At 56.9% G+C, this 13055-nt stretch carries 10 protein-coding genes and 1 pseudogene; 9 read left to right on the top strand and 2 right to left on the bottom strand.

The genetic code is table 11. The features are described from left to right. Positions 1-76: 76 nt before the first annotated feature. From BCM02_RS10230 to BCM02_RS10205, 6 genes are all read left to right on the top strand, one after another. Complete coding sequence (locus BCM02_RS10230; protein WP_187434128.1) at positions 77-1714, top strand: type 2 periplasmic-binding domain-containing protein; 1638 nt, start codon at positions 77-79, stop codon at positions 1712-1714. Between the two features lie 76 nt (positions 1715-1790). Further along, on the top strand, positions 1791-2765 hold the full coding sequence (locus BCM02_RS10225) for an ABC transporter permease (protein ID WP_148928974.1): 975 nt from the start codon (positions 1791-1793) through the stop codon (positions 2763-2765). Further along, on the top strand, positions 2759-3631 hold the full coding sequence (locus BCM02_RS10220) for a carbohydrate ABC transporter permease (RefSeq protein ID WP_148928973.1): 873 nt from the start codon (positions 2759-2761) through the stop codon (positions 3629-3631). The genes BCM02_RS10225 and BCM02_RS10220 overlap by 7 nt, the downstream gene beginning before the upstream one ends. A 127-nt stretch (positions 3632-3758) precedes the next feature. Beyond that, positions 3759-5615 carry a cache domain-containing sensor histidine kinase gene (locus BCM02_RS10215; RefSeq protein ID WP_148928972.1) on the top strand — a complete coding sequence of 619 codons (1857 nt, stop codon included), beginning with the start codon at positions 3759-3761 and terminating at the stop codon, positions 5613-5615. Beyond that, complete coding sequence (locus BCM02_RS10210) at positions 5572-7200, top strand: response regulator (protein ID WP_148928971.1); 1629 nt, start codon at positions 5572-5574, stop codon at positions 7198-7200. Before BCM02_RS10215 ends, BCM02_RS10210 begins: the two co-directional genes overlap by 44 nt. Positions 7201-7212: 12 nt before the next feature. Further along, the gene (locus tag BCM02_RS10205) at positions 7213-7908 is read left to right on the top strand and encodes a GDSL-type esterase/lipase family protein (RefSeq protein WP_246183301.1); all 696 of its coding nucleotides are present in this window, start codon (positions 7213-7215) and stop codon (positions 7906-7908) included. Between the two features lie 177 nt (positions 7909-8085). Here the strand turns inward: BCM02_RS10205 and BCM02_RS36585 are convergent. Then, a pseudogene (locus BCM02_RS36585) lies at positions 8086-8139 on the bottom strand (zinc finger domain-containing protein); the annotation flags it as partial. A 42-nt stretch (positions 8140-8181) separates the two neighbouring features. Between BCM02_RS36585 and BCM02_RS10200 the strand changes: the two are divergent. Together BCM02_RS10200 and BCM02_RS10195 are read left to right on the top strand one after the other, a co-directional pair. Then, positions 8182-9282, top strand: a complete 1101-nt coding sequence (locus BCM02_RS10200; RefSeq protein ID WP_246183300.1) for a Gfo/Idh/MocA family protein — start codon at positions 8182-8184, stop codon at positions 9280-9282. 6 nt (positions 9283-9288) lie between these two features. After that, entirely contained in the window at positions 9289-10287 is a 999-nt protein-coding gene (locus BCM02_RS10195) for a hydroxyacid dehydrogenase (protein ID WP_148928970.1), read from the top strand. On the opposite strand, the gene BCM02_RS10190 is transcribed toward BCM02_RS10195, so the two are convergent. Beyond that, positions 10284-11699, bottom strand: coding sequence for an extracellular solute-binding protein (locus BCM02_RS10190; RefSeq protein ID WP_148928969.1), 1416 nt, complete (start codon positions 11697-11699; stop codon positions 10284-10286). The genes BCM02_RS10195 and BCM02_RS10190 overlap by 4 nt on opposite strands. Before the next feature lie 165 nt (positions 11700-11864). On the opposite strand from BCM02_RS10190, the gene BCM02_RS10185 reads away from it, so the two are divergent. Beyond that, entirely contained in the window at positions 11865-13025 is a 1161-nt protein-coding gene (locus tag BCM02_RS10185) for a Gfo/Idh/MocA family protein (protein ID WP_148928968.1), read from the top strand. The last annotated feature ends 30 nt before the right edge of the window (positions 13026-13055 follow it).

Below are 13055 nucleotides of genomic sequence, written 5' to 3'. Positions count from 1 at the left end.
TCTATGAATCCGCTTGCGCTTCACGGATAATAAACGTAAGCAGATGAACGATATAGACATGGGAGGGCGATGTAGGGTGAAAAAATCTTTACTTACGGTTCTAGCGGCTCTAAGCGTCGTGACGGCAGCCTGTTCGAACAATGGCAATACGGCGGAAACGAACGAGCCTCCGGCGAACGCCGAACCGGCTGCAAGCAGCGATCCGGTCAAGGAGCCCGAGACCGACGAGAAGCCGAAGCTCAGCCTGCGATTCATGACGCCGGTCGGATCTGCATCCGCCAATGCCACGTTGCCGGCGGCCGACAAGGACTTCGTCAAGCAGGCGATCGAGGAGAAGTTCAACGTCGATCTGAAGCTCGATTATATGGTTGGCGGCGAGGACTACAAGAATAAGATGAACGTGCAGCTGGCTGGCGGAGATATACCGGATATTTTCATCGGGGACGGGGCAGCTTCGCAGAAGTACGCGACGGACGGATTGCTGGCCGACTTGACGCCGTACTTGAACGAACAGACGACGCCGAATTATTTCAAGTGGGTCAGGCAGCAGGAGCTGGACTCGTATCAATTGAAAGGCATGAACTTCAACCGGGGCATCCTGCCGTTCATGCGCAATCAATACCCGGCCTGGTACGTGCGCCAGGACTGGTTAGATAAACTGAATTTGAAAGCGCCGACGTCCTACGACGAGATGATCGAGGTCATGCGCCAATTCACGAATAACGATCCTGACGGCAACGGCAAGAAGGACACGTACGGCTTCTCTACCTCCGGCAACGGAGCAAGCGTCCCGTTGGAATTTCCGCAATGGCTGGCGAATGGCTTCGTAGCCGATTTCCAAATCGTCGACAACAAGTTCGTGGATAACCGGACGGATCTGGGCGTGCAAAAGGTTATTCAAGACATTATCGATATCAACAACGAAGGCATCATCGATCCCGACTGGTTCTTGAGCAAAACGCCGGGACATCTGGATAAAGCCGCGCAGGGCAAAATCGGCATCTTCTTCAGCGGGGATCAGAACGTGGCGCTCGAAGGAGCTCCCAACAGCATGCAAGCCCGCACGAAAGCGTTGATTCCCGAGGCGAATTGGCAGCCGTTCAATCCGTTCCCGGACAAACCGGCCATCTGGAAATACGGCGTTCCGGAAACGTCCATCATGGTCGGCGCCGCCGTAGCGGAGAAGAAGCCGGAGAACATCCAGCGTTCCTTCGAAATCTTGAACTGGCTCGCCGGCGAGGAAGGCTATCTGCTGACCCACTACGGGCAAGAAGGCAAGCACTACACCAAAGAAGGCAACACCATTACGCTCATCCCGGAAGCCTACGATGCGGACATCGCCAATGCGGGGAATTGGCTCGGCATCTACCGGTTCTTCACGCCGGAAGAGCCGTCCGTGCTCGGGCTCGACGTGATCGACCCGCGCGTATCGCCGCGCGACCAGGCGATCTTGAAGACGGTGGCGTCCTTCCCGAAACACGACGCGCTTCCGCCGATCACGCTTGCGCCGCCGGAAGGCATGAACATCGGCGACCTGCGCAAGGAGATGAACAAGCTGCACATCAAGATGATCTTCGAAGACAAGAGCGCCGACAAGTGGCCGCAGTACCGCGAGGAACTCATGACGAAGTTCAAAGGTAGAGAGATCTTCCAAGGCTATACCGATCAGATCAATTCGGCGCTGAAAGACAATCCATTAGACGCTTTCCAATAAGAACGGGATAGGAAGAAAACCCTGGATGCAGGGTTTTCTTCCTATCGGCAAGCACGCCAGAAAGGAGGGAACAGGCATGAACGAAGCTATAACGCCAATCAAGCAGCCGGCGAATGCCGTTGAAACCAGCGCGACAGCGACGGGATTTCGCAAATCGCTTCGAAGGCTGTACCGCAGCAAATGGATGATGATCATGATGATTCCCGGCTTGCTCTATTATTTGTTGTTCCACTATGTGCCTATGGTTGGGATCTTGATCGCGTTTCAAGATTACAACCTATTGAAAGGCATTTGGGGAAGTCCGTGGGTGGGATGGGATAATTTCCGAACGGTCTTTAACTCGCCCGACTTTCCGCTCATTCTGCGAAATACGCTCATCATCAGCGTCTATCGGATCGTGTTCAATATGCTGCCGGACGTGATCTTGGCGCTCATGCTGAACGAGATCCGATCGCGATGGTTCAAGCGCGTCGTGCAGACGATCACCTATGGACCGCATTTTCTATCCTGGATCATCGTGTACGGGATTGTCTTCTCCTTGTTCGCGCCGGGGTCGGGGTTGTTCACGACGTTCGTCCGCGACATGGGGTGGGGCGATCTGAATCTGCTGACCGACGCGAACTACTTCCGTCCGCTCTTGATCGCCTCGGATCTGTGGAAAAACGTCGGTTTCGGCGCCATTATTTATCTAGCCGCGCTTGCCAGCATCAATCAGGAGCTGTATGAAGCGGCCGTCGTGGACGGAGCGGGAAGGTGGCGCCAGATGTGGCATATTACGCTGCCCGGCATCCGTTCGGTGTTCGTGCTGCTGCTCATCCTGCGAATGGGCAGCATTCTCGATGCGGGCTTCGACCAGGTGTACATCTTCCTGAATGCAAGGGTCTATGACGTCGGCGATATTATCGACACCTGGGTGTTCCGGCAAGGTCTGGAACAGTTGAACTTCAGTATCGCGGCGGCGACCGGGGTGTTCAAATCGGTCATCGGCTTGGTCTTTATTCTAGGCGCCAACAAACTGGCCAAGAAGGTTGGAGGTTCGGGCATATGGTAACGAAATCGGACCGACTCGTAAACGGGGTGCTGTATGCCGTTCTGGCGCTGTTCGCGCTGTCGACCTTGTTCCCGCTCTACTTCGTGTTCGTCATGTCGGTCACGCCTTACACCGAGGTGCTGCGCAACGGCGGCTTCATCCTGTGGCCGAGTTCGTTCACGCTTCAAGCCTATAAGGAGATTTTCGGGAGCAGCCGCATTCCGGACGCGCTGCAAATCACGGTATTCATCACCGTGGTCGGCACGTTCCTCAATCTGCTCGTTACCGCGCTGCTCGCCTATCCGTTATCCAAGAAATCGACGCCTTGGCGGAACGGGATTTTGCTGGCGATCATTTTCACCTTGCTGTTCAACGGCGGGCTTATTCCTACCTATCTGGTCGTCCGGGAGCTTGGTCTGTACAACACCGTCTGGGCGATGATTGTCCCCGGCATGGTATCGACCTTTAATTTCCTCATTATGAAAACGTACTTCGAGAGTCTTCCGCAGGAGGTGGAGGAGGCCGCTCGCGTGGACGGCTGCGGCGATATCGCGACGCTCGTGCGGATCGTGCTGCCGCTGTCGGCTCCGATTCTGGCAACGGTCGGCCTATTCTACGGCATCGGCCATTGGAACGAATATTTCAAGGGGATTATGTACGTCACGGATCGGAGTCTCGCGCCGATCCAGATCGTCTTGCGGAATATGATCCAGACGCCGAGCATCAGCCAGGAGCTGGCGGTCAACTCGACGGATTTGGCGCAGCTGCCGCCGGAGACGGTCAAGATGGCGACGGTTGCCGTGGCTATTCTGCCGATCATCATCGTCTATCCGTTTCTGCAGAAGTATTTCATTAAAGGCGTCATGATCGGCGCGATCAAGGGGTAGGGAGATAGGGGAGCGGCATGGCGGATCTTTCCGTCGCCGCGCCTCTTCTTCCATTTTCTATGTTAAGATAAGCGTAAGTACATAGAATTGTTCGTCCCATTCACCGTTCCAACCGGAGGTGTAACGAATGCCCCCTATACTCCCCAGCTTAACGAGCGCTTATAAACGGTCGGTTCAATTTCGCCTAACGAGCTATTTTCTGATCATTCTCATCCCGCTTGTCGCCGTTAGCTTATTCGCCAGTCTCCGTTCCGAACGGATACTGGAACGCAAGGTGAACGAACAAACGACGATCGCGCTCTCGTCGGCCATGGAAGCGATCGATATGACGATGGATAACCTCGAGAATATGTCCATGGCACTGGCGACGGATGCGAATCTGAATGAACTGCTCCGCCGCGATGATCCGCATTTGACGGCCGAGATGACCTTGGATTTCAACAAAGTGTTGAACCACCTGTCCAATATGAATTCGGTCAACAATTACTTAACGCAATTATCCATCTATCATGCGTATTCCGAGACCGTCCTGTCCTCTAAATACGGAGGCAGAAGGATGGATGAGCTGCTGGATCAGCCTTGGTATCGCGATTTGTTGCAATCGGGCGGGAAACGTCTGCTGCTGATACCGAGCACGGACGAGTTCAGTTCCTATCAGCAGCTGGACCCTACGTTCAAGGCCGGTTACGTGTCGCTGCTGCGGGCGATGGATCCGTTCAAACCCGGCGAACGGAAACATGTGCTGTTCATTACGTTGTCGGCCAACCATCTGAGGAAACATCTCGACACGCTCGTGCATGCCGATAACGAGCGCGTATATCTCCTGACCCCGGATAACCGACTGATTGCGGGAACGAACCCGAATGAAGCACCTCCGCCTTGGACGGCCGGCACGGACGACATGTTGATTCGCCAATCCGGACCGAGCGGCGAACCGGAAATGCTGGTGCGTTACCGGTCTCAAGCGTCGGGATGGTCGATCATGATGGTCAAGCCGGCTTCCGCGATGTATGCCGAGACGAGTCAGCTGCGATCGTTCATGTACGTCATTATCAGCATGAGCTTCTTGTTGTCGATTGCCATCTCGTGGGTCGTCTATCAAGGCATCGCTTCGCCGCTGCGAACGCTGGCTTACGGGATGAAGCAGGTGCGAATCGGGCGGTTGGATACGACATTGCCCCATAAGCGCGAGGATGAGTTCGGCTATCTCATGCAGGCGTTCAACGAGATGGCCTCCGAGCAGAAACATTTGATCAAGCACAATTACGAGCAGCAGCTGCTGCGGCTGAAGGCGGAACTTCGCGTCATGCAATCGCAGATCAACCCGCATTTTCTCTATAATACGCTCGATTCGATCTATAGCATGGCCGAGAATTACGAAGCGGAAGAGATCACGGAGATGGTGTTGAATTTATCGAAATTTTTCAGATTGAGCTTGAGCAAGGGGCAGGACGAGTTTACGGTCGAGGAGACGATCGAACATCTTCAATATTACTTGCGCGTCCAGCAGATTCGGTTCGTCGATCGGCTGTCCGTGTCCATCCGGATGGAAGAAGCGTGCAAGCAGCATCACGTCTTGAAGCTGCTGCTGCAGCCGATCGTCGAGAACGCGATCCTGCACGGGTTGGAGCAGAAGAGGAAGGACGGGCAAGTCGCGATCGACTGCCGCGAAGAACGGGGGAAACTGCGGCTGGAAGTGTCCGACAACGGCAAAGGCATCGGCGCGGATCGGCTTGATTATATACGAAGCGAGCTAGCGAAGCTCTCCGTGCAAGCCGACAAGGTATGGGAACATGAAATTCGAAGACATGATCTGTACGGCTTATGGAACGTCAAAGCAAGGCTCAAGCTGTATTACGGCGATTCGGCCGATATGACCATCGATAGCGTCGAGAACAAGGGAACGAGCGTCGTATTATGGATCCCCATCGGAGGTGCCTATGAATCTCATGATCGTGGAAGACGAGCCTCGGCTGCTGAATAATCTCGCCCGCAACATCCCTTGGGATGAACAGGGCATCGAGGTGGTCGCGACGGCGTCCAGCGGCACGGAAGCGTTACGGTTGTTCGAACAGATGAAGCCGAATATCGTGCTGCTGGACATCAACATTCCCGAACTGGATGGGCTTGCCGTCGCCCGGCGCATCGCGGAGCGCGACCCGCTCGCGAAGATCATCGTGCTCAGCGGACACGACGATTTCAAGTATGCCCAAATCGCCATCGAACTGCATGTCATGAAATACTTGCTTAAGCCCTCCGGCAACGCGGAAGTGCTGCAGGCGGTATTGGAGGCGCGCGAGAGCATCCGCCGCGATCTCGAGGCTAAGTATAGCCACGAGTTAATGCAGCGGAAATGGGCGGAGCATCTGCCTCGGCTGCAGGACATTTTCTATCAAAGCTGGATGGAAGGCAGCTACGCGGATTGGGAGATTCGGAATCGCAGCCGCGAACTAATGATCTCGCTGCCGGATGACGCGATATGGGCGGTAACGGTCGTCGATCCGGACCCGTTGACGAACGCGAATGGCAGATTCGCCGCGGAAGACGGCACGCTCGTGAGAATTTCGCTGCTCGGGCTGGCGAAGGAATTTTTGGATCGAGTGCCTTGTTTTATTTTCGCCAATCATGCCGGCGCGACGGTGCTCGTCTTCTTCGATGGCGCGCGCGATGGGCGCGATTCGTCATCGGCGAATGACTTCATGGCGGAGGTTCATCTCCATACGACGAGGCTGCTCGGCGTATTCAAGGAATATCTGAAGATAACCGCCAGCGCCGGTATCGGTCGTCTGTGCGATCGACCTGGTACCGTGAGCGATTCGTATCGGGAAGCCTGTCAAGCGCTGGAAGAGCGTGTGGTGCATGGGCACGATATCGTCGTCCCTTATCGCGACAAACGCGAGCCGCGCAGCGTTATTGCCGCGGATATCCAACGGGAGAAGTCGCTTGCCCACGCGCTGGAAACCGGGCAACGAGAGAACGCGCTCGTCATGATCGACGAATGGGTCCATGCGTATTTGGATTCGGCCATGACTAGCGATGAAGTGCATGAGAATATGCTGTACTTGAGCTCGCTGATCGTGCGCGTCGTTCAATTGCAAGGTTGGTCGCTCAACGAAATCGTCGGCAGCCACCTGGCGTACTTTTACAATCTGCGCGCCTTAACCACCAAAGAACAGACGGTACAGTGGCTCTACGGCGTCGTCGATCGCATCTGTCTGTATGTCAATGAACGCAAGCATACGAGCCGTCACGAATTGATCGGCAAAATGATCGAACTGGTAGATGCGAGCATCCACGAAGATATCGGTCTCCATGAGGTGGCTGGAAAACTGTACATTAATGCCTCGTATTTGTCCCGTTTGTTCAAGCAGCAGATGGGGCAACCGTTCACGTCTTATATCGTCGAGCGCAAAATGAAGCTGGCGATGCAATGGTTGACGGAAGGCATGAAAGTGTCCGAAACCGCGAATATGCTGGGCTACCGCGATTTCAGCTATTTCACCAAAGTATTCCGCAAGACGTGGGGCATGACGCCCGCCGATGTCAAGAACGGGAAAACGATGACGTAAGGAGGCATGGAGATGAAGATGGCGCATGAATCCGTCAATACGGCGGTGATCCCGGTATCCAAGCTCGAGGAAGATAACTATGACTGGTGGGAGAGGCACGAGCGCATTCTTCAAGAACAGGCGAGGATCAATCCGGAAATCGTCCTAATCGGGGATTCCATTACCCATTTCTGGCCGCAGACGATAGGCGTAGAGGGATCGGAATCGTCATGGGATGCCGCGTTCGCGCCTTATCGGGTGCTGAACATGGGCTTCGGCTGGGATCGCACGCAGAACGTGCTGTGGCGGCTGGATCACGGCGAGATGAGCGGACTTGCGCCCAAGACGATCGTGATCTTGATCGGGACGAACAATACGAGCGAGACGGCGAACGCGCGCGCGAACCGGCCGGATGAGATTGCCGAAGGGTTGCGGGCGATCTGCGACCGCGTCGAATCTCTGGTTCCCGGCGTGAAGATCATCATTATGGCCGTATTCCCGCGGGAACAGCATCCGGACCATCCGAGACGTCGGCTCATCGCGGACATCAACGTCCGTTATGCAGCGCTGGCGCTCGAACGCGGCTATGAATTCGTGGACATCGGCCCGCGGCTTCTTGAGCCGGATGGGACCCTATCGGCCGAGACGGCGCCCGACTTCTGCCATCTGACGGAACGGGGGTACCGCTTCTGGGCGGACGCGCTGCGTCCGCTGCTGCCTTCTCGCTAAGATGGATGAACGCGGATACGGCGACGCCGGTCCGATGCGATAGTAAAGCCCGCATTCTATATTCGGTTGCGGGCTTTTAGGGCTTGCTATAAGAAGGTGAACAAAGGTCGTTCTGCAAAGGAAGGCCTCTTCAATCTGCCCGAATACGAGGATGGCCTCTCTTGTTGAATCTGGTATCTATCTGGGGCACAAATATGTTGACCTTTCTTGAATTCTGGAGATATAATTTCCTTGTAAGAATCCAGATTATACCGATAACGAGAGGATGGAAGCATGATGTCCCAAATCCTGAACGTCGGCCTTGTCGGCGTGGGCGAAGTCGCCCAGGTTATTCACCTGCCCGTGCTAGAGGCCATGCCCGACCGATACCGCATCGCGGCGATGTGCGACGTTTCGCCGAAACTGCTTGCCGCGATGGGCAACAAATACGGCGTAGATCGCCTCTATATGGACGCGGGCGAGCTTGCGAACGATCCTGAAGTCGACGTCGTGTTCGTGTTGAACAGCAACGAATACCACGCGGAATGCGCGATCGCGGCCGCCAACGCAGGGAAGCACGTCCTGATCGAGAAACCGATGTGCCTGACGTTCGCGGAAGCGGACGCCATCATCGAAGCGAAGAACCGAAGCGGCGTAAAGGTCATGGTAGGCTATATGAGGCGCTATGCGGCGTCTTTCGTGGAGGCGGTCGAGCAGATCCGCGGAATAGAGCGCATCCATTACGCGCGAGTAAGGGACATCATCGGCCCGAACGGCTTCTTCATCAAGCCGACCAGTCATACGGTCGCGTTCGGGGATATTCCGGAGGCGCTTAAGGAGGATCGCAACCGCAGAACCGTGGCGCTCGTGAGCGAAGCGACCGGACTTCCGGCCGGATCTCCGCTCCACGACGTATACGGCTTGCTTGGCGGACTGTCCAGTCACGACTTATCCGTCATGCGGGAGGCGCTCGGCATGCCGCAAGGAGTCGTCGGCGCCAAGTATACGGAGACCGACGGCTGGCCGTTCCTGACGGTAATCTTCGACTACGGCAGCTTCTCCGTCGTGTTCGAGACCGGCGTTGACTTGCAGGGGCGCTTCGATGCGCATATCGAGGTGTACGGGATGGGCAAGTCCGTCAAGGTTCAATACGATACCCCGTATATCCGCCATCTGCCGACCAAGCTGATCGTAGGCGAGACCGACGGCGAAGTCTATACCGAATCCGTCGTGAGGCCGACGTTCACCGATCCGTATACGCTGGAATTGAAGCATCTGCACGAGGCGATCACGCAGGATCGGGAGCCGAAGACGACGGCGGAGGATTACAAGGACGATCTCGTGCTGTTCAAAATGATCGTCGACGCCTTGGCATCAGCCGAGAAAGGGAGTTAAAGGGAGATGAAACCGTTGAAAATCGCCATGCTGCAGAGCAAACATTTTACCGATCGCATCTTTACGCCGGCGCATAGGGAACGTATCGGGCGATTCGGCACGTTGACGATCAACGAGATCGAGGGTAATCCGTCCCCGTCGCTGGCCGCCGAATTGGCGGAAGACGCGGACGTCGTCATAACGTCCTGGGGCTGCCCTCCGCTGGATGCCGCGATTCTCGACCGCTGTCCGAAGCTGGGGCTCGTCCTGCACGCGGCCGGCACGGTGAAGCCGATTCTGAGCCCCGAGATTCCGGCGCGCGGCATTCGGATCGGAACGGCGAACGAGGCGCTGGCGCGCGGCGTGGCCGAGACGGCGCTCGGACTAGCGATCGTATCGCTCAAGAACATGTGGCAGCTCTCCCGCAATACGCGGGAAGGAGAGTGGGATAAGCAGCGCGAGCGCGTGCGCGAGCTATACGAGGTGACCGTGGGGATTATCGGCGCGGGGTTGTCCGGCCGTCATCTGATCCGATTGCTGCGGCAATTCGAGGTAAGGGTGCTCGTCAGCGATCCGTTCGTATCCGACGAGGAGATCGGCGCCATGGGGGCCGTCAAAGCCGATCTGGATACGCTGCTCCTCTCGTCCGACGTCGTATCGATCCATGCGCCGTCGATACCGGAGACGGACCGCATGATGAATGCGCGCACGCTCGGATTGATGAAGGACGACGCCATTCTCATCAATACGGCGCGCGGCTCGCTGATCGACGAGAATGCGCTCGTGGCGGAGCTTCGGAAGGGACGCCTCTGGGCTTGCCTGGACGTCACGCATCCCGAGCCGCCGGACGCCGGCCATCCGTTCCGCTCGCTGCCGAACGTGACGCTGCTGCCGCATATCGCGGGAGCCGAGAACAACGGGCTGCAGCGCATCGGGGCGTATATCGCGGACGAAGTCGAGCGTTACGCCGGCGGAACGCCGCTTCAAGGGGAGGTAGACGTCTCCCAGCTGTACAGATTGGCCTAGCGGCCGGCGGCCGGTTCTTCGAGATTGGGGTCGGCACGCAATGACGAATCGGCCTCTTCCGCTCTCCTCAAGATCTCATCCGCATCCTCCATCTTCGTCCAATAAAGCAACAGTTCGTTATTCAACCTGATTAGACTGCGGAAGGGGAGACCTAAGTCGCCGTGATACCGGAACGTCGGGATAATATCCCGGTACATCGAATAGCGGAGCGGCCGGGTTTCCTTGCGCGGACGGTACTCCGCCGCCGAACGCACACTCGGAATGCTGAGCGTATGCTTCCGGATCGCGAGCTGCGATTCGGGCGACAGCAGAAATTCCATCAGCGTCCGGGCAGCCTGCTTGGCGGCGCTGTTCTTGTTGAGCGCCAAGCCGATGACGAGCAATAACGTCCGGGCTTCCTTCGAATAGGGGAGCGGCGAGATATCGAAGTCGAGTCCCGACTCCCGCAGCGCGTTCATATGGAAGTAACTCGTGACGATCATCGACGCTTTCTCGCGAACGAACAGCCGTTCCGACACTTCCTCCTCCGTCAGGAACAGCGAGATCGACGAGTCGTCCGCGAAGCCGCGGCAGCTCTCGAGACATTCCCGAAGCTTGGCGTCTCGATAGACCGTTCTCCCCGCCTCGTCAGTCCGAAATGTATAGTCGTTCTGCAGCAGAAACAGCGGCCAGCGATTGGTCGACAGCAGATTGAACAGCACGCCCAACCGGTCGTTGCCGCGGGATAACGCCTCGCTCGCGAGGCGAACGTCGCGCCAGGACCAACCGCTGTCCGGCTCGGGCACCCCCGCTTCCTCGAAATGCCGCCTATTGTAGCACAAAACGATGGGCGAAAAGACGAACGGCTGAACGTACAGCGTGCCGTCTGCCGTGAACGGCTTCGTCAGGAAGGGGTAGATACCATCGCTGGGCTCCAGCGGTTCGAGCGATTCGGGATGGGAGCCCTCGTCCAGGAACAGCTCGTAATTCTGCGTATTGACCGTGATAAGGTCGATCGATTCCCGTTCCATGCTCTCCCGCATCGTCGGCGATGCCTGACCGGCCGGCAGCGGGATCATCTGTACGCTGATCTGCGGATAGCGCTTGCGGAACGCGTCGATCAAGGACATCAAGTTCGCTTCCTGCACCAGAGAAGGGTAGTAGCCGAACTTCACGATGACCCGGTTCCCGGGATTGGCGCTGCGGACGCGGGCGCCGATGCGCGGCAGCTTCTCGATATACCCTTCGTCTACGAGCGTATCGAGCGCCTTGCGGACGGATTTCTTGCTAAGTTGGAACTGTTCGCCAAGCGAGATCTCGGAGGGCAGCAGATCGCCTTCCTGATATTTGCCCGTCATGATGTCATTCGTAAGCACCTCGATCATCTCGTCCAGCCGGGCTTTAAATGTGGTGCGTTTCGGTCGTTCGGTCATGGTGGCGCTCCTCTTATCACTTTTGGAATTATACGGGATGGGCGACGAGCAGATATAGCCCAGATATACCCCTATTGTAAGCGATTGTGCAGCTTGTCACAATTACCGAATCTCGGCTGGAATCAGTCGTATCGACTAGGAGTTTGACTGTTATCGGAGGGGGTCCTGTTGTCAATCAGGATGGGAATCATCGGCGCCGGCTTTATCGGACCGGCGCATATAGACGCAATTCGAAGACTCGGCTTCGTCGAAGCGGCGGCGCTGGCCGGATCGAACCCGGATAACGCGAAGAAGACGGCGGCCGAGCTGGGCATTCCGAAAGCTTACGGAAGCTACCTGGAGTTACTTCAAGATCCGGACATTCAGGTCGTGCATAACTGCACGCCGAATCATCTTCACTACGAGATCAATAAAGCGATTATTCTGTCCGGCAAACATGTGCTGTCCGAGAAGCCGCTCGCCATATCGAGCCGGGAGTCGGCTGAACTGCTGCATTTGGCCAAGGCGCGCGGCGTCGTTCATGCGGTGAACTTCAACTACCGGCAGTTCCCCATGATGAAACAACTCTCCGCGATGATCAAGCAAGACGTGCTGGGCAGGATCAACTTAATCCGGGGGAGCTACCTGCAGGATTGGCTTCTCTATGAGACCGACTACAACTGGCGGCTCGCGCCCGAAGCCGGCGGTCCGTCGAGAGCCATTGCCGATATCGGCTCCCATTGGTGCGATACGGTCCAGTACGTGACCGGACTTCGGATCGTCGAAGTGTTCGCCGATCTTGCCACCGTCATGCCGGTTCGCCGGAAGGCGAAGCAGCAGACGGCAACGTATGCGCATCGTTCGATGGGGGAAGCCGAATACGAGGATATTCCGATTCGGACCGAGGATTGCGCCAACGTCCTGATCCGCTTCGAAGACGGAACAAGAGGGGCGTTTACCGTGTCGCAGGTCAGCGCCGGTCGGAAGAATCGTCTCAGCTTCGAGCTCAGCGGCAGCAAGCGCTCGGCGTATTGGAATCAAGAGGAGCCTCAGAAGCTGTGGATCGGTCACCGGGAGAAGGCGAACGAGGTGCTCCTGGCCGATCCGTCCTTGTTCGTTCCGGAGGCGCGCGCGGCCATCCATCACCCGGCGGGTCATAACGAGGGTTGGCCGGATGCGATGAAGAACATGATGCGCGGCTTCTACGATTTCATTCGGGAGGGCAAAAACCCGCTCCAGGACCGAGCTGATTTTTCAACCTTCGCCGACGGGCACGTCTCGATGCGCATCACGGACGCGATTCTGGCAAGCCATGCAGCCGGGCGTTGGGTGCGGGTCCAGTCATGATAGGCGGCGGATGAGCGCGCCTATCTGATT

The organism is Paenibacillus methanolicus (genome assembly GCF_008124765.1).
Classification (GTDB): Bacteria; Bacillota; Bacilli; order Paenibacillales; family Paenibacillaceae; genus Paenibacillus_Z; species Paenibacillus_Z methanolicus.
This window is presented reverse-complemented; position numbering and strand designations above follow the sequence as displayed.